Raw genomic sequence first — 17,299 nt, forward strand, 5'->3', positions numbered from 1 at the left:
GACAACGGTGAGCAGGAAGGAAACCTGCTCGATGTCGACACTAACCCGGCGGAGTACGCGTTCCGAGTAAGGCGCGCCCGAGGCGCACGTGTGTCGCTCCCTGCCTGATCGCGGCGTCCAGGTCGCCGGTCATCCCGGCCGAGATCCAGCCGGCCCCGGGATGATCGGAGCGTAACCGGGAGGCTACTTCATGCAGTCCCGCGAACGCCTTGTCGGGGTCCGACCCGAGCGGCGCGACCGCCATCACGCCACCCAGCTCCAGCCCGTCCGCCGCGGCGACCTCGGCAGCCAGCTCCGGTACGGCGGAAGGCTCGACGCCCCCGCGGGCAGCGCCGGTCGCGGCATCGGCCGATCCGTACGACGCCAGGCTCACCTGCAACAGGCAGCGAACAGTCCGTTCCTCGGCGACCGCAGCCTTGGACAGCGCGGTCACCAGCGACGCGCGGTCCACCGAGTGCACCACCGACGCGTACCGCACCACCGAACGGACCTTCTTCGACTGCAACTGCCCGACGAAGTGCCAGGTGGCGTCCGGGCAGTCCGGAGCCTTCGCCTTGAGCTCCTGCTCGCGGTTCTCCCCCACGTCCCGCACCCCAAGGGCCGTCAGCGCCCGTACGTCGCTGACTGGGAAGGTTTTGGTGATCGCGACAAGGGTGACCTCGTCCGGAGACCTCCCGGCCGCCTCACAGGCCTTCTCGATCCGTTCCCGGGCGAGCCGCAGGTTGTCCCGCAGCTCCTCCTCCCGCGCCGCCATCACGCGCCCAGCTTGACCAGGCCGGCCAGGCGGCCGCTGACCGGTCCCTCGCGGCGGTACGAATACAGGCTCTCCGACTCGATCGTGCACGCGGTCGCGTCGACCACCTCGACCCCGAGCTCGGCCAGCTGCGCCTTGACCCCGGCGGCGACATCGATCGCCGGCGTCCCCCAGCTCGTCTCCGAGTACGACGCCGGCACCCGCTCGGCCACCTCGGCCCGCATCTCGTCGGGCACCTCGTAGCAGTTGCCGCACGCATACGGCCCGAGTACGGCGGTGATCCGCGACGCACCGAGGTCCCGCATCGCGTCCACGGTCGCCGGTACGACGCCGACGTACATGCCCTTGCGTCCGGAGTGGGCCGCTCCGACAACACCGTCACCGGCCAGCAGCACCGGAAGGCAGTCGGCGGCCCGGACGGCCAGCACCACGTCCGTCCTGGTCGTGACGAGCGCATCCGCTCTCGGCGTCGGCGCCGGCGGCAGCTCGTCACCGGGGCGGACGACGTGCACGTCGCGGCCGTGGACCTGGCTGACCCGGACCACCCCTTCGGGCCGGACGCCGAACACGTCCGCGACCCGCCGGAAGTTCTCCGCGATCAGCCCCGCGTCCTCACCCGATCCGCCGAGGTTCAGCTCGCCGTACGGCGCTCTGCTCGCCCCGCCGAACCGATCGGTGAACGCGAAGCGAACCCCCTGCCGAACCTCGTCATACCCGAACACCCCCAAACCCTATCCGCCCGACGTTGAGAACCCACCAACCATCTGGCGCGTCCGAAAACGGTCGGGGGCTTCTCAAGGTGCGGGTTACTTGAGGAAGTCGGGGATGTCGAGGTCTTCCTCGGGGTCGGGCTTGCGGGGTGGGCGGGTCGGGGTGGGCTGCGACGGCGACGGCGTCGCGTTGCTCGGGCCGTTGACGGGCCAGGAGTGCTGGGTGGTCGGCGACGCAGGGGTGTGCGGCGTGGGCTGCGCGGTCGGCGACACCGGACGGACCGGCTCACCGGCCTGCGGGCGTGCCGAGTGCGTCGTACCCGCGCCTGGACGGCCCTCGGTCGGCGCCGGCACCGGGACGGTGTCGTCGGTCGGCGTCGGTGGGTTCACCGGCTGGTTGCTCGGGGCCTGCCCGTTCGCGGATGGCGCCGAAGCCGGCTGCGGCGAAGCACCCGGAGTCGCCGCTGGGGCCCCGGTGGACGGCGGCGTGGACGGCGGTGTCGCAGGTGGCGGCGTCGCGGCAGGCGGCGTGGACGCCGGGTTACCCGACTGCATCTGGGCGGAGTACCCCGGCTGGCTCTCCGATCCGGCCGCCGGACGCGAGGCCTGCGGGCGGGCCGAGTTCATCGCCTGCTCGCGCCGCTTCGGCATCCCGCCGTCGAAGCCGGCCGCGATCACCGTGACCCGCACCTCGTCGCCGAGGGCGTCGTCGATGACCGCGCCGAAGATGATGTTGGCGTCCGAGTGCGCCGACTCCGACACCAGCTGGGCCGCCTCGTTGATCTCGAACAGGCCCAGGTCGGAGCCGCCGGCGATCGACAGCAGCACCCCGTGCGCGCCCTCGATACTTGCCTCGAGCAACGGCGACGAGATGGCCGCCTCGGCGGCCGCGACCGCCCGGTCCTCGCCGCGGGACGAGCCGATCCCCATCAGCGCCGAGCCGGCGTTCGACATGACCGCCTTGACGTCGGCGAAGTCGACGTTGATCAGGCCGGGCGTGGTGATCAGGTCGGTGATGCCGGAGACGCCCTGCAGCAGCACCTGGTCGGCCTGCTTGAACGCGTCCAGCACCGACACCGCGCGGTCGGAGATGGTCAGCAGCCGGTCGTTCGGGATGACGATCAGCGTGTCCACCTCCTCGCGGAGGGTGCTGATGCCGTCCTCGGCCTGGGTAGCGCGGCGCTTGCCCTCGAACGAGAACGGCCGGGTCACCACACCGATGGTCAGCGCGCCGAGCGATCGGGCGATCCGGGCCACCACCGGCGCGCCGCCGGTGCCGGTGCCGCCGCCCTCGCCGGCCGTGACGAAGACCATGTCGGCGCCCTTCAGCGCCTCCTCGATCTCCTCCGCGTGGTCCTCGGCGGCCTTCTGCCCGATCGCCGGGTTGGCCCCGGCACCCAGGCCGCGGGTCTCCTCGCGGCCGATGTCGAGCTTGACGTCCGCGTCGCTCATCAACAGCGCCTGCGCGTCGGTGTTGATGGCGATGAACTCAACGCCCTTCAGACCGTGCTCGATCATCCGGTTGACGGCGTTCACGCCGCCTCCGCCGATGCCGACGACCTTGATGAGTGCCAGGTAGTTCTGCGGTGCCGCCACGTCCGCGCCTCTCGCCTCGTTCGTTTCCCGTTGTCCAGCGAAAAGACTGAACCTCAAGTGGATGCTTAGACTTATGTCAACTTTAGATTACGACGCACGGTACGGGACGCTTCCGGCCAAAGTCCACGCGCCTCGCCGCACTCTGCCGTGATGTGACTCGTCACCGCTTTTCCCCTTTGGTGACAGGGAGATCGGGCGCCGACACGTCGTACACGGTCGCCTTGCGCTTCATCAGCACGCTGAGTACCTCGGCCTTGCGCGCGCTGTCATCGGAACTGCCCCAAACGACCTTCACGCCGGACCCCAGGTTCAGGGTGATCGAGTCCGGCGACGCTGCCGAGATCGACCGCACCTGTGCCCGCAGTGTGGACGGCAGCGCGGCCGAGACCGTCACCACCGAACGGATCGTCACGTCCCGCCGGGCGCCGGTGATCTTCGCCTCCGGCAGACCGGCCGGCCGGTCCGGCACCGTCCTGAACGCCGTCCCGGTCGCGTCCACCAGCTCGTACCGCGAGCCGTCGGTGACGACCACCACCGGCACTCGTTCGGTGACCACGATCACGACCTTGTTCGGCCAGGCCCTGGTCACCTGCGCGTCGGCCACCGCCGGGATGGTCCGGACCCGGGACGCGATCGCACTCAGGTCGACCTTCGCCAGCGGGGTGCCCACCGGCGCCTCGGCCACGTTCTCGATCGTTGCCACCGGCACCGTGTCGGCCCCGCTCACCCGGACGCCGTCGACCGCGAGCGCGGTGGAGAAGTAGAACAGCCAGACGACCAGCCCGCCGAGCACCAGCGCGGCGCCGCCGATCGCCCACGGCAGCCAGCTTCGCCACCGCACCAGACGCTGCCGGCGCGCGAACCGCTGTTGTGCCCGAGCCAGATCAGCGCTCTGGCTCATTCAGTCGACCCCACCCTTTTACTCCACCACAGGAGCAAGGGCTTCGGCGGCAGACTCGCGGGCGGCTGCCCGTTCGGCCAGCAGACCGACGACCTCCGGGCCGATCAGCGTCACGTCACCTGCGCCCAGGGTGACCACCAGGTCGCCCGGCTCGGCCAGGTCGGTGACCACCTGCGGTACGGCGGACCACGACGGCTCGAACCGGACCTGGTCCGGCTTCAGCGGCACGTGGTTCGCGATCAGGGCCCCGGTGACACCGGGCTCGGGGTCCTCGCGGGCCGCGAACACGTCCATCACGACGACCTCGTCGGCCAGCGCGAGCGCCTCGGAGAACTGGGTGGCGAAGATTCTGGTCCGGCTGAACAGGTGCGGCTGGAAGCAGGCGACCACGCGCCCCTCCCCCGCCACCTGCCGGGCCGCGGTCAGGTCGACGGCCAGCTCGGTCGGGTGGTGCGCGTAGGAGTCGAACACCCGCACCCCGTCCTCGAGCCCCTTGAACTCGAACCGCCGGCCGGTCCCGGTGAACGACGCCAGCCCCTCGGCCAGGTCGGCGGCCGAGAACCCGAGCCCGAGCCCGACCGTCAGCGCGGCCGACGCGTTCAGCGCGTTGTGCTTGCCCGCCTGCTGCAACTGGACGACCGGCAGCTTGCGACCGCGGTACACCGGCACGAACGACTGCGTCGCCCCGGTCGCGGTGATCTCGGTCACCCGCATGTCGGCGTCGCCGGCCTCGCCGTACGTGCGGACGTCGATGCCGCGCTCGCGGGCGAACTCCGCCAGCCGGCGGGCGCCGGCGTCGTCGTAGCAGATCACCATGAACCCGCCCGGGATCACCCGGTCGCAGAACTGCTCGAAGGCGAGCCGGTAGCTGGCCTCGTCGCCGTAGTTGTCCAGGTGGTCGGGCTCGACCGACGTGACGATCGACACCTCGGGCCGGTAGGTCAGGAACGACTTGTCCGACTCGTCCGCCTCGGCCACGAACAGGTCGCCGGTGCCGTCGTGCGCGTTCGACCCGGACTCGTTCAGGTTGCCACCGATCGCGTACGACGGGTCCGCCGCGCAGTGCTGCAGCGCAACGGTCAGCATCGACGTGGTGGTCGTCTTGCCGTGCGTCCCGGCGACCGCCAGCGTGCGGCGGCCGACCATCACCGAGGCGAGCGCGGCGGCCCGCGGCAGGATCGGGATCCCGGCGGCCCGGGCGGCGACCACCTCGGGGTTGTTCTCGCGGATCGCGGTGGACACCACCACGGTGTCGGCGTCCGCGACGTGCTCGGCGGCGTGGCCGACCCAGCAGGTGGCGCCGAGCGCGCGCAGCGCGGCCAGCACCTTCCCATCCTTGGCGTCGGAGCCGGACACCTCGATGCCGCGGGACGCCATGATCCGGGCGATCCCGGACATGCCGGCGCCGCCGATGCCTACGAAATGGACTCTGCCTAGCTTCTCCGCCGGGGGAATGACGGCATCAGGACCAAAATTCGATACTTCGACGATCACGAAGCAGACCCCACCACATCCAGGATCATCCGCGCCAATCGCCCGTCGGCGTCCGTGCGGATCAGACCCTTCGCTGCTGTGGACATGGCTGTCAGACGCGCCGAGTCGTGCAGAAGTTGCGGGACGTTGGCGCGAATCCAGTCCGGAGTCACCGCCGCGTTGTCGACGAGCAGCCCGCCGCCCGCGTCGATCACGGGCTTCGCGTTGAGCGCTTGCTCACCGTTACCGTGCGGCAGCGGAACGTAGATCGCGGGCAGTCCGACTCCCGAGACCTCGGTGACCGTGTTCGCACCGGATCGGCAGACGACGAGGTCGGCCGCCGCGTAGGCGAGATCCATCCGGTCGACGTAGGTCAGCACGACGTACGGCAGCGGCCCGGTCTGCGGAGCCTCGAGGGTGTTCTTCGGGCCGATCACGTGCAGGACCTGGATCCCGGCGGCCTGCAGGTCGGCGGCCGACCCCGCGACCGCCTCGTTCAGCCGCTGAGCACCCTGCGAGCCACCTGTCACCAGGAGCGTCGGCGCGTTCGGGTCCAGACCGAAAAACTGGCGTGCCTCGGCCCGCAGCGCGGCCCGGTCCAGCGTCGAGATCGCCCGCCGGATCGGCAGGCCGACGTACTCGGCGTGCGGCAGGTCGGTGCCCGGGAACGAGGTCTTGACGTGCTGCGTGCAGTAGCGGGCGGCGAACTTGTTCGCGATACCCGGCACCGCGTTGCCCTCGTGCACGACGATCGGGGTCTTCCGGCGCCAGGCGGCGACGTACGCGGGGGTGGAGACGTACCCGCCGAAGCCGACCAGCACGTCGGCCTTCGCCTCGTCCAGGGCCCGGCGGGCCGCGCCCACCGAGGCGAGCATCTTGCCTGGTACGGCGAGCAGCGCGGGCGTCGGCTTCCGCGGCAGCGGCACCGGCGGGATCAGCTCCAGCCGGTAGCCCGCCTCCGGGACCACCCGGGTCTCCAGGCCGCGCTCGGTGCCGAGGGCCAGGATCTCTACGGTCGGGTCGATCCGGCGCAGCGCGTCGGCGGTGGCGATCAGGGGTGAGGTGTGGCCGGCGGTTCCGCCACCGGCCAGGACGATGCTGGGCACAGCTTTCAACGCTCCCGCGTGTTCTCTCGAGTCAGGACGGACGTCGCGACGGCAGCCACCCGAACCTCGGCCGCCTGGTCTCCTTCAGGGCGGCCTGGGCGCCGGGTTCGGCCTTCGCGAAGGCCAGCAGCATGCCGACCGCGATCAGGGTCGGCAGCAGTGCGGAACCACCGTACGACAAAAGCGGGAGCGGAATCCCCACGATGGGTAGCAGTCCGATCACGGCGCCCAGGTTGACCAGGGTCTGGGCCATGATCCAGATGGTGATTCCGGCCGCCGCGTAGCGGACGAACGGCTCGGTGTTCCGGGTCGCGATCCGCACCCCGGCGTAGGCCAGGACGAGGAACAGGGCGAGCACGGTGAGCGACCCGACCAGGCCGAGCTCCTCACCGATCACGGAGAAGATGAAGTCGGTGTGCGCCTCCGGCAGGTTGCCCCACTTCTGCCGGCTGTTGCCGATCCCGACGCCCCACCAGCCACCGGTCGACAGCGCGTAGAACGAGTGGTACGCCTGCCAGCCGACGCCGGACGGGTCCGACAGCGGGTTGGTGAAGTTCATCAGCCGGTCCATCCGGTGCTGGGCCGTGGTGACGAAGTACGACGCGATCGCGCCGACGACCACGATGGTCGCGACGAACAGCCGGGTCGGCGCGCCGACGATCCAGATCAGGCCGAGCATGACGGCCATCAGCACCAGCGCCGTACCGAGGTCGTGCTGGCCGACGACCAGGGCGATCACCAGGCCGCAGACCGGCACCATCGGAACCAGCAGGTGCTTCCACTGGGTGAGCAGCTTCTCCTTGCGGGCGTACAGGTCCGCGCACCACATCACCAGCGCCAGCTTGGCGAACTCGCTCGGCTGGATCTGCAGCGGACCGCCGAGGTTCAGCCAGTTCGTGTTGCCGTTCACGCCGACGCCGAGGCCGGGGATGTAGGTCAGCACCAGCAGGAACACCGACCCGAGCAGGGCAACGTACGCGAGCATCCGGAAGTGCCGGGGCGTCATCCGGGAGGCGACGTACGCCATCGGCAGGCCGACGCCGACCCAGATCAGCTGGCGGATGAAGATCGTGTAGCTGTTGCCGTTCGCGCGCAGCGACAGCACGCTCGACGCCGACAGCACCATCAGCAGCCCGAGCACCAGCAGCAGGCCGGTCGCGCCGAGCAGGATGTGGTACGACGTCAGCGGCCGGTCCAGCACCTCGCGGATCGCCGCCACCCACGGCCGGTCGGTGGTGTTGCGCTCCTGCTTCTGATCCGGCTGGTCTGCGACCGACGTCACGCGATCACCCCCGGGTCAGCTGGTGCACGGCTTCAGCGAAGGCGTCGCCGCGGGCTCCGTAGTTGGCGAACATGTCCCAGGAGGCGCAGCCGGGGGCCAGCAGCACGGTGTCGCCCGCCTGGGCAAGCTTCGCCGCCTCCCCCACCACGATCTCCATGGCTTCAGTGTCCGTTGCCTCGACAGTGATCGTCGGGACATCCGGTGCGTGTCGGGCAAGTGCTTCGGCGATCACCTGTTTGTCCTGGCCGAGCAGGACGACGCCGCGCAACCGCTCGCGGGCCGCGATCACCAGGTCGTCGAAGGTCGCGCCCTTGGCCTGGCCGCCGGCGATCCACACCACGTGCTCGTAGGCGAGCAGCGAGGCCTGCGCCGCGTGCGGGTTGGTCGCCTTCGAGTCGTCGACATAGTTGACCCCGGCAACGTCCGCGACGTGCGCGATCCGGTGCTTGTCCGGCCGGAACCCGCGCAGCCCGTCCCGAACCGCCGTCGCGGGCACCCCGAACGCCCGGGCCAGCGCGGCCGCGGCCAGCGCGTTCGCCACGTTGTGCGGCGCGGCCGGCGTGATGTCGTTCAGGGTCGCCAGCTCGAGCGCCGAGGACGCGCGCTGCTCGACGAACGCGCGGTCGACAAGGAGATCGTCGACAATCCCCACCATCGACAGGCCGGGGGTGCCGAGCGTGAAGCCGATCGCCCGGCAGCCCTCGATCACCTCGGCGTCCATGACCAGCTGCTCGGTGGCCGGGTCGGCGACGTTGTAGACGCAGGCGATCTGGCAGTTCTCGAAGATCCGGCCCTTGTCCTTGGCGTACGCCTCCAGCGAGCCGTGCCAGTCGACGTGGTCCGGCGCGATGTTCAGCACGGCGGCCGAGTGCGCCGACATCGAGTGCGTGAAGTGCAGCTGGTAGCTCGACAGCTCCACGGCGATCACGTCGTACGGCTCCGGGTCCATGACCGCTTCCAGCAGCGGCAGCCCGACGTTGCCGGCGGCAACCGCACGGTGACCGGCCGCGGTCAGGATCGCGGTGAGCATCTGGACCGTCGTGGTCTTGCCGTTGGTCCCGGTGATGCACAGCCACGGCGCCGCGTTGGCCGGGTCACGCAGCCGCCAGGCGAGCTCGATCTCACTCCAGATCGGCACCTCGCGCTCGGCTGCCTGCGCCAGCAGCGGCGCGTGCGGCGGTACGCCGGGAGACGTCACGACCACGTCGACGTCCTTCGGCAGCTCCGCCGTACTGCCCGGGCCGAGGGTGATGGTGGCGCCCAGCGTCTCGAGGATCTGCGCCTTCTCGCGGAGCCCCTCGTTGTCACGGTCGTCCAGTACGACGACGTGCTCGGCGCCGGCCTGGAGCAACGAGTCCGCGCAGGCGTAGCCCGCCGTACCGAAGCCGAGAACGACGAAGCGAGTCGTCGCCCAGCCGTCGTCGGTGCGAGTCCCGAGCGTCATCCGGCCACCCATTCCGCGTAGAAGATGCCGAGACCGATGACCACGCACAGGCCCTGGATGATCCAGAACCGGATCACCACGTTGACCTGCTCCCAGCCGAGCATCTCGAAGTGGTGGTGCAGCGGCGCCATCCGGAACAGCCGCCTGCCCTTGGTCAGCTTGAAGTAGCCGACCTGCAGGATCACCGAGGCGGTGATGATGACGAACAGGCCGCCGAGCAGCAGCACCAGCAACTCGGTCCGAGTCATCACCGCGAAGCCCGCCAGCGCGCCGCCCAGCGACAGCGAGCCGGTGTCGCCCATGAAGATCTTGGCCGGCGACGCGTTCCACCACAGGAAGCCGAACAGCGCGCCGGTCAGCGCGGCCGCGACCACGGCCAGGTCGTGCGGATCTCGGACCTCGTAACACTTCGCGCCCACACCCTGAGCGGTCGCGCAGCTCTGGTTGAACTGCCAGATGCAGATCAGCGTGTACGCGCCGAACACCATCATCGACGCGCCGGTGGCCAGGCCGTCCAGGCCGTCGGCCAGGTTCACGCCGTTCGACATGCCGGCGATCAGCAGCAGGATCCAGATCACCACGAGCACCGGCCACAGTTGCAGCCAGGTGATGTCGCGGATGAACGAGATGAACGGCGACGCCGGGCTCTGGCCGCGTTCGTCCGGGAACTGCAGCGCGAGCACCGCGAAGGCGACCGCGATCATCGTCTGGCCGGCCAGTTTCGCCTTGCTGCGCAGGCCCAGGCTGCGCTGCCGGAAGATCTTGATGAAGTCGTCCAGGAAGCCGACCGCGCCCATCCCGGCGAACAGGAACAGCACCAGCAGCGCCGACGCGCTCGGCGGCGTCATCGTGAACAGCTTCGCCGCGAAGTACCCGATGATGGTGGCGATGATGAACACGGTGCCGCCCATCGTCGGCGTGCCGCGCTTGGTGTGGTGCGAGGTCGGCCCGTCGTCGCGGATCTCCTGGCCGTAGCCGCGGCGGGCCAGCAGCGTGATCGCCCACCGCGTGCCGAGCAGGGTCAGCACCATCGAGACGGCGCCGGCGAACAGGATCGAGATCACTGCGCATCCTCCAGCAACGCGTCGGCCAGGCTGCGCAGCTTCGCCGCCTTCGAGGACTTCACCAGGACGACGTCACCGGCCCGCAACTCGGCGCGGAGCATGTCGAGGGCCTCCGGAATGGTGTCGACATAGGCCGACTCGTTGCCCCAGGAGCCTTCGAGCGAGGCCCCGAGATGGATGGGTTTCGCACCCGGGCCGACCACGACCAGCCGGTTCACGTCCAGCCGCACCACCAGCCGCCCGATCGCGTCGTGCTCGTCCGCGGAGGTGTCGCCGAGCTCGAGCATCTCGCCGAGCACCGCCCAGGTCCGCGCGCCGCGGGCCCGGCCGATCGCGACCAGCGCCTTCAGCGCGGCCCGCATCGAGTCGGGGTTGGCGTTGAACGCGTCGTTGATGACCGTCACGCCGTCCGCGCGCTCGACCACCTCCATCCGCGCCGCCGACACCGGGGTGGCCGCAGCCAGTCCCTCGGCGATCTGCTCGGCGGTCAGCCCGGCCGCGTACGCGACGGTCGCCGCGCCGAGCGCGTTGGACACGTAGTGCTCGCCGACGAACTGGAGCTGGACCGAGCGGCCGAAGTCGCCGATCCGCAGCGTGAAGCTCGCCCGGCCCTCGGCGTTGAGCTTGACGTCGGTCGCCCGCACGTCCGCGCTGTCCGCCTCGCCGAAGGTCAGCACCCGCTGCCCGGTCCGGCTCGCCATCGCGGCGACGCGCGGGTCGTCGGCGTTCAGTACGGCGGTCCCGCCCGGAGCCAGCGCCTCGATCAGCTCGCCCTTGGCCAGCGCGATGTTGTCCTGGCTGCCGAACTCACCGATGTGGGAGGTGCCGACGTTGAGCACCAGCCCGACCTTCGGCGGCGTGATCCCGCAAAGGTAGGTGAGGTCGCCCAGGTGCCGCGCGCCCATCTCGGCGATCAGGAACTTGGTGGACCCGGTCGCCTGCAGGGCGGTCAGCGGGTGGCCGATCTCGTTGTTGAACGATCCCTCCGGCGACACGGTCTCGCCGTCCGGGCGGATCAGCTGGGCGATCAGGTCCTTCGTGCTGGTCTTGCCGGACGAGCCGGTCAGCCCGAGCACGGTGAGCTCCGGCAGTCGGCTGACCACGAGCCGGGCCAGGTCTCCGAGTGCCTTCTGCGCGTCGCCGACGACGATGCACGGGCTGCCCTCGACCGGCCGCGTGGTGAGTGACGCCGTGACGCCGGCCTCGGTCGCCGTACCCACGTAGTCGTGCCCGTCGACGCGCTCACCGGGCAGGGCGACGAACAGCCCACCCGGACCGGCGGCCCGCGAGTCGATCACCACCGCGCCGTCGACCACGGCCGACGGGTCCACGCCCACCAGCTCGCCACCGACGACGTCGGCGATCTCGCCGCAACTGACAGGGATCACCGCTCTGCCTCCAGCAACTCACGCACAGTCTCGCGATCGTCGAACGGGTGGATCACACCGCCGACGTCCTGACCTGTCTCATGGCCCTTGCCCAGCACAACGACGGTGTCCCCCGGACCGGCCAGCTCGATCGCGGCGGCGATGGCCTGGCGACGGTCGCCGATCTCGTGCAGGTCGGCCCCCGGCACAGCGGCTCGGGCGCCCTCGAGCGCGGCGGCCCGGATCGCCGCCGGGTCCTCGCTGCGCGGGTTGTCGTCGGTGATGATCACGACGTCCGCCGCCCGTGCCGCCGCGGCGCCCATCGCGGGACGCTTGCCGGCGTCGCGGTCGCCGCCACAGCCCACGACCGCGTACAAGCGGCCCTTGGTCGCGCCGCGGGCGGCCTCGAGCGCGAGCTCGACCGCGTCCGGCGTGTGCGCGTAGTCGACGATCACGGCCAACCCGTCGTGCCGGGTGAACGTCTCCATCCGGCCCGGTACGGCGGCTGTCCGCAGCCCGGCCGCAATCTCCTCGGCCGGTACGTCGACCTGCCGCAGCATGGCGGTCGCCAGCAGCGCGTTGGCGACGTTGAAGTCACCGGGCAGCCCGATCTCGACCGTCAGCGTCTCCCCCGGCCCTCGGATGTCGATCACCGTCGTGCTCTGCTTGATTCCTTCCCCGCCCCACCGCCCCGGTCGCTCGGACTGGTGCCTGCCTGCCACCATCCAGTCGGCCTCACCCGTGGTGGACACGGTCACCAGCGGTACGACGGTCTGCGCGGCCAGCCGGCGCCCGTACTCGTCGTCGATCGTCACCACCGCCACATCACAGCGCTCCGGGGTGAACAACGAGGCCTTCGCCGCGAAGTACTCCTCGAACGTGTTGTGGAAGTCCAGATGGTCCTGCGTGAGGTTGGTGAACCCGGCGACTGCGAACCGCGCACCGTCGACCCGGCCTTGCGCGAGCGCGTGGCTGGAGACCTCCATCGCGCACCAGTCGACCGCCTGCTCCCGCATCACTCCGAACAGCGCGTGCAGGTCAGTGGCCTCCGGAGTGGTCCGGACGCTCTTCACGACCTCGTCGCCGATCCGGGTCTGGATCGTCCCGATCAGCGCGGTCGGACCGAGCCGGCGCAGTACGGCGTCCAGCAGGAAGCTGGTCGTGGTCTTGCCATTCGTCCCGGTCACGCCGAGCAGGTGCAGCTCCTTGGTCGGCTCGCCGTAGATGTGGGCCGCGACGGCGCCGAGCACGTCCCGTGGCCGGTCGACCACTAGCACCGGCAGACCGGTCTCCTTCGCCCGCTCCTCACCGGTCGGATCGGTCAGTACGGCGACAGCGCCGGACTGCTGTGCTTTGGCGACGAAGGCGGCGCCATGCGTGACGGCACCGGGCAGAGCGGCGTACAGATCGCCTGGGAGGACTGACCGGGAGTCGAGCGAGACACCGGTGACCTCGACGGTGCTGCTGGTGGGGATCCGCGCGTGAGCGGTCCTGGCGACCTCGATCAGGCTGACCGGCACGATGTGCCGTGGCCTGATCGCTGCGACGGCGCCGCCTGCGGCGGTAGGGGTGGACACGGGCCCTGAGGCTACCGCTCCGGCCCGTGTGACTCCTACCTGACCCTGCGTCACCACTCGAGCGGCACGGCAGGCTGCTTCGCACCTGTCGGCGGTACGACGTACTTCTGCAGCGCGTAGCTCATCACGTCACGGAACACCGGTCCTCCTTGTCCACCGCCACTGCGCCCGTTGGTCGGGTTCTGGAGTACGACGTACGTAACGAAGCGCGGGTTGTCGGCAGGAGCGAATCCGGCAAAAGACGTGGCCCACTTGCGGTAGCAGCCGCAGGCGGAGTCGACCTCCTGCGCCGTACCGGTCTTGCCGGCCACCCGGTAACCGTCGATCGCGGCCTGGGTCGCCGTACCTCCCTTGGCGGTGACGGCCTCCATCATCGTGGTGACCTCCTTGGCCGCCTTCTCGCTCACCACCCGGCGGGACGGCCCGGACGGGTTCGGTACGACGTTGCCGTTCACGTCGACGTAGTTCTTCACCAGCTTCGGCGGCACGTAGACCCCGCCGTTGGCGACCGCGTTGACAGCGGCGGTCATCTGGACCGCGTTCGCGGACAGGCCCTGGCCGAACGCGACGTTCGACCGGGTCAGCTCGCTCCACTCGTCACCCGGCGGCATGAGGCCGCGGCTCTCGCCCGGGAAGTTCAGCCCGGTCGGCTCACCGAACCCGAAGTCCTTCAGGTACTTCACGAACTGCGGGATCGACTTCATCTGCTGGGCCGCGATGATGGTGCCGACGTTCGACGACTTCGCGATCACGCCGGCGATGGTCAGGTCGAGCGTGCCGTGCGAGAAGTGGTCCTTGATGGTCCGGCGCTGGACGTTGATGCTGCCGGGCACCTTGAGCTTGGTGTTGAGGTCGATCAGACCGGCGTCGGCGAGCGCGGCCATGGTGACGACCTTCTGCACGCTGCCCGGCTCGTAGACCTGCTCCAGCGCCGGGTTGTACAGTTCGCTCGGCTTGACCGGCTTGTTCGGGTCGAAGGTCGGGTAGTTCGCCATCGCCAGGATCTCGCCGGTCTTCACGTCCTGGGTGACCACGGTGCCGGAGGTGGCCTTGTACTGCTTGACCGCCTGCTCGATCCGCCGCTCCGCGAACCACTGCAGGTCCGCGTCCAGGGTCAGCTGCGCGGTGACGCCGGGCTTCGGCTCCTCGACGGTGTGGTTCGCGTTCGGGATCTTGTTGCCCTTGGTGTCCACCTCGTACATGGCCTTGCCGTCCTGGCCGGACAGCTTGTCGTTCATGCCGTACTCGAGCCCGGACTGGCCCTTGCCGTCGGCGCCGACCACGCCCACCACGTTGGCCGCGATGGTGCCGTTCGGGTGGCTGCGGATCGGGTCTTCCTCGGTGTAGATCCCGGCCAGCAACGGCGCCTGCTGGTCCTGCGGCCGGCCCTTGTTCTGCTGGGCGATCTCGGCGTTCTTCGCCTTCAGCTCGGCCTCGATGGCGTTCCAGGTCTGCGGGCTGACCTGGCGTGCGAGATATTGGAACCGGCCCTTCCCGGTCATCGCGGTGACGAGTTGCGCGGACGTCGTACCGGTCAGCTTCGGCGCCAGGATCCGGGCGAGCTGCGGCGCGACCGGGCCGGTCTGGGTCGGGTCGGCAGTGATCGCGACCGCATCCTCGGACACGCTGAACGGCACGCCGTTGCGGTCAAGGATCGCGCCGCGGGTCGCGTGCAGCACGAACGGCTTGGTGTTCTCCTTGCTCGCCGCCAGCGCGTACCGGTCCGGGTCCACACCCTGCAGCAGCACCAGCCGCCCGGCGAACAGCGACAGCACGAACGCCATCACCACGAACGTCACCCGTAGCCGAAGCGTGGGCCGACCCAGCTTCAGCATCCGCGGCGGCCGCTTCACCTTCTTGGGCGGCCGCTTGCTCTGAGGCCGCTTCCGCGGCGGACTCTTCTTCACCGGCCGCTTGGCCGTCGCCTTCTTGACCGGCGCCTTCTTGACCGGCGCCTTCTTCGATGCAGTCTTCTTTGCAGCCGTCTTCTTGGTGGGCGCCGGGCGTGCGGCAGTCTTCTTCACCGGTCGGCTGGGTGCGGTTTTCTTCACCGGACGCCGCACCACACCGCCCTGCTCAGCCGCACGCTGATCCGCCTCCTCGCGGGCTTTGCGGAGGAGGCGGTCTCGGGTGGACTCCGGACGCTGTGGGGTGGCACGGGTGCTGTCCGTAGCGGACGGACGGCGAGGCTGAGCCTTGCGGGTCGGATTGCTCCGACCCGGTTCACCACGCTTGCGTGGCGGCTCGCTGCCCCGTCGGTCCGTCATCCGATCATCCCCCGGTGGTCGTCGTACGCGTGGTCGTGGCCGGCGGCTTGTTACCCGTCGCCGTACCGGTCCGTGCGGTGGTGCCGGTCGCCGCCCGGTTCTGCGCGGTGACCGGCGGCTTCACAGTGGCCGCAGGCGGCTTGACCGTCGTCGCGGGCGGCTTCACGGTCGCAGCGGGTGGCTTCACGGTCACGTTGGGTGGCTTGACCGTGGTGACCGGCGGCTTCGGCGACACCGACGTCGGCGTGCCCGGACCGAACATCGCCGTACCCGTGCCGGCCTTGCCCTCCTCCGGCACACCCAGCACCTGCCCGTCGGACAGCCGCAGGAACACCGGGTTCGGGTTCGGCACCATGCCCATCCGCAGCGCCCGGTCGGCCAGGTTCTGCGGCGACTCCAGCGTGCGCACCTGCTTCTCCAGCGACTCCTGCTGGTCCCGCAGCTGGTCGGCCTGCTTGTTCAGCGCGGTCACCTGGAACGTCCCGCTCTGCAGCTCCGTGTTGAGCAGCAGCAAGCCGACCAGGCCGGCCGCCAGCAGCGACACCACGAAGATGACGAACGGCATCCGCGGCGGCCGGAACGGCGCACCGTAGACGACCCGCAGCTTCGGCTCCGGCCGCTTCGCCGGCGCCGGCGTGACCCGCGCCTTCTGCGGGCTGAAGACAGTACTCATCAGGCCACCAGCCTCTTCTCCCGGACTCGCTCGGCCGCCCGCACGCGAGCGGAGGCGGCCCGCGGGTTCGCCGCGACCTCCTCCTCGGTCGGCCGCTCGGCGCCGCGGGTCAGCAGCTTCAGGTACGGCTCGTGCCCGGCCGGGATGACCGGCAGGTCGTCCGGCACGTCCGACTTGGTCCCGGCCGCGAACGTCTGCTTGGTGATCCGGTCCTCGAGCGAGTGGTAGCTCATCACCACGATCCGGCCGTGCAGCGCCAGCGCCTCGATCGCGGCCGGCAGCGCGCGCCGCAGTACCTCGAGCTCGCCGTTCACCTCGATCCGGAGCGCCTGGAAGGTCCGCTTCGCCGGGTGTCCCCCGGTCCGGCGGGCCGCCTGCGGGATCGCGTTGCGGACCAGCTCGGACAGCCGGGCGCTGTTCGTGAACGGCTCGGTCTCGCGCTCGCGGACGATCCGGTCCGCGATCCGGCGGGCGAACTTCTCCTCGCCGTACTGGAACAGGATCCGGGCCAGGTCGGCCGCGCTGTAGGTGTTCACGATGTCCGCGGCCGTGGTCGGGCCGGTGCTGTCCATCCGCATGTCCAGCGGCGCGTCCTGCGCGTAGGCGAAACCACGCTCGGCCTCGTCCAGCTGCATCGAGGAGACGCCCAGGTCGAACAGGATCCCGTCGATCGCGGGCACGTCGAGGTCGGCCAGGACCTGCGGCAGCTCGTCGTACACGGCGTGCACGAAGGTCGTCCGCTCCTCGTACGGCGCGAGCCGGTCGCCGGCGAGGCGCAGCGCCTCGGGGTCGCGGTCGAGCCCGATCAGCCGGGCCTCGGGGAACTGGCGCAGGAAGGCCTCGGAGTGACCACCGAGACCGAGAGTGGCGTCGACGAGGACTGCGCCGGGGTGCGCGAGTGCGGGAGCCAGCAGCGCGACCACGCGCTCCAGCATCACCGGCACATGCCGCTCCGCAGCGTCCATCCTCGACCCTTCCGTCGCCGCGGGAGCGACCCTGCCCCCGCAGGTCCTGTGGTGCGGTTCAGTGGTGCGAACCCGGAGACGACTCCGTCCGGTCAGATCGCGGGTACGCCTTCCGGGGAA

13 protein-coding genes and 1 pseudogene are annotated in these 17,299 nt (G+C 70.4%); all 14 read right to left on the reverse strand.

Annotation, left to right across the window (positions count from 1 at the left end; all coding sequences use genetic code 11):
* Nucleotides 1-40: 40 nt before the first annotated feature.
* The 14 genes and pseudogenes from AB0H36_RS25960 to rsmH all read right to left on the reverse strand — a co-directional run bounded on the left by AB0H36_RS25960 (nucleotide 41) and on the right by rsmH (nucleotide 17,179).
* A complete protein-coding gene (locus tag AB0H36_RS25960) occupies nucleotides 41-754 on the reverse strand; it encodes a YggS family pyridoxal phosphate-dependent enzyme (RefSeq protein ID WP_360528470.1) in 714 nt (237 codons plus the stop codon).
* Nucleotides 754-1,476 carry a polyphenol oxidase family protein gene (locus tag AB0H36_RS25965; protein WP_360528472.1) on the reverse strand — a complete coding sequence of 241 codons (723 nt, stop codon included), beginning with the start codon at nucleotides 1,474-1,476 and terminating at the stop codon, nucleotides 754-756. The genes AB0H36_RS25960 and AB0H36_RS25965 overlap by 1 nt, the downstream gene beginning before the upstream one ends.
* A 324-nt stretch (nucleotides 1,477-1,800) precedes the next feature.
* A pseudogene (gene ftsZ / locus AB0H36_RS25970) lies at nucleotides 1,801-3,117 on the reverse strand (cell division protein FtsZ); the annotation flags it as partial.
* A 103-nt stretch (nucleotides 3,118-3,220) separates the two neighbouring features.
* A complete protein-coding gene (locus tag AB0H36_RS25975; protein WP_360528475.1) occupies nucleotides 3,221-3,961 on the reverse strand; it encodes an FtsQ-type POTRA domain-containing protein in 741 nt (246 codons plus the stop codon).
* Nucleotides 3,962-3,979: 18 nt separating this feature from the next.
* A complete protein-coding gene (murC, locus tag AB0H36_RS25980; protein ID WP_360528583.1) occupies nucleotides 3,980-5,452 on the reverse strand; it encodes a UDP-N-acetylmuramate--L-alanine ligase in 1,473 nt (490 codons plus the stop codon).
* A complete protein-coding gene (gene murG, locus AB0H36_RS25985) occupies nucleotides 5,452-6,540 on the reverse strand; it encodes an undecaprenyldiphospho-muramoylpentapeptide beta-N-acetylglucosaminyltransferase (protein WP_360528478.1) in 1,089 nt (362 codons plus the stop codon). The genes murC and murG overlap by 1 nt, the downstream gene beginning before the upstream one ends.
* 31 nt (nucleotides 6,541-6,571) lie before the next feature.
* Nucleotides 6,572-7,822 carry a putative lipid II flippase FtsW gene (ftsW, locus tag AB0H36_RS25990; RefSeq protein WP_360528481.1) on the reverse strand — a complete coding sequence of 417 codons (1,251 nt, stop codon included), beginning with the start codon at nucleotides 7,820-7,822 and terminating at the stop codon, nucleotides 6,572-6,574.
* A 4-nt stretch (nucleotides 7,823-7,826) separates the two neighbouring features.
* Nucleotides 7,827-9,266, reverse strand: a complete 1,440-nt coding sequence (murD, locus tag AB0H36_RS25995; protein ID WP_360528484.1) for a UDP-N-acetylmuramoyl-L-alanine--D-glutamate ligase — start codon at nucleotides 9,264-9,266, stop codon at nucleotides 7,827-7,829.
* Nucleotides 9,263-10,330 (reverse strand): phospho-N-acetylmuramoyl-pentapeptide-transferase, encoded by a 1,068-nt coding sequence (mraY, locus tag AB0H36_RS26000; protein WP_360528487.1) that lies wholly within the window; start codon nucleotides 10,328-10,330, stop codon nucleotides 9,263-9,265. The genes murD and mraY overlap by 4 nt, the downstream gene beginning before the upstream one ends.
* Nucleotides 10,327-11,718 (reverse strand): UDP-N-acetylmuramoyl-tripeptide--D-alanyl-D-alanine ligase, encoded by a 1,392-nt coding sequence (gene murF / locus AB0H36_RS26005; protein ID WP_360528490.1) that lies wholly within the window; start codon nucleotides 11,716-11,718, stop codon nucleotides 10,327-10,329. The genes mraY and murF overlap by 4 nt, the downstream gene beginning before the upstream one ends.
* Nucleotides 11,715-13,274 carry a UDP-N-acetylmuramoyl-L-alanyl-D-glutamate--2,6-diaminopimelate ligase gene (locus tag AB0H36_RS26010; RefSeq protein WP_360528493.1) on the reverse strand — a complete coding sequence of 520 codons (1,560 nt, stop codon included), beginning with the start codon at nucleotides 13,272-13,274 and terminating at the stop codon, nucleotides 11,715-11,717. The genes murF and AB0H36_RS26010 overlap by 4 nt, the downstream gene beginning before the upstream one ends.
* Before the next feature lie 50 nt (nucleotides 13,275-13,324).
* Nucleotides 13,325-15,325 (reverse strand): penicillin-binding transpeptidase domain-containing protein, encoded by a 2,001-nt coding sequence (locus AB0H36_RS26015; protein ID WP_360528496.1) that lies wholly within the window; start codon nucleotides 15,323-15,325, stop codon nucleotides 13,325-13,327.
* A 220-nt stretch (nucleotides 15,326-15,545) separates the two neighbouring features.
* Nucleotides 15,546-16,214 (reverse strand): hypothetical protein, encoded by a 669-nt coding sequence (locus AB0H36_RS26020; protein ID WP_360528499.1) that lies wholly within the window; start codon nucleotides 16,212-16,214, stop codon nucleotides 15,546-15,548.
* The gene (gene rsmH / locus AB0H36_RS26025) at nucleotides 16,214-17,179 is read right to left on the reverse strand and encodes a 16S rRNA (cytosine(1402)-N(4))-methyltransferase RsmH (RefSeq protein WP_360528502.1); all 966 of its coding nucleotides are present in this window, start codon (nucleotides 17,177-17,179) and stop codon (nucleotides 16,214-16,216) included. The genes AB0H36_RS26020 and rsmH overlap by 1 nt, the downstream gene beginning before the upstream one ends.
* Nucleotides 17,180-17,299: the final 120 nt, after the last annotated feature.

The organism is Kribbella sp. NPDC050820, assembly GCF_040653975.1.
Taxonomy (GTDB): Bacteria; Actinomycetota; Actinomycetes; order Propionibacteriales; family Kribbellaceae; genus Kribbella.

Bases quoted from the DNA above. Each gene is read 5' to 3' on its own strand.
- AB0H36_RS25960 (WP_360528470.1), bottom strand. From the start codon at position 754: ATGGCGGCGCGGGAGGAGGAGCTGCGGGACAACCTGCGGCTCGCCCGG.
- AB0H36_RS25975 (WP_360528475.1), bottom strand. From the start codon at position 3,961: ATGAGCCAGAGCGCTGATCTGGCTCGGGCACAACAGCGGTTCGCGCGC.
- murD (WP_360528484.1), bottom strand. From the start codon at position 9,266: ATGACGCTCGGGACTCGCACCGACGACGGCTGGGCGACGACTCGCTTC.
- AB0H36_RS26020 (WP_360528499.1), bottom strand. From the start codon at position 16,214: ATGAGTACTGTCTTCAGCCCGCAGAAGGCGCGGGTCACGCCGGCGCCG.
- rsmH (WP_360528502.1), bottom strand. From the start codon at position 17,179: ATGGACGCTGCGGAGCGGCATGTGCCGGTGATGCTGGAGCGCGTGGTC.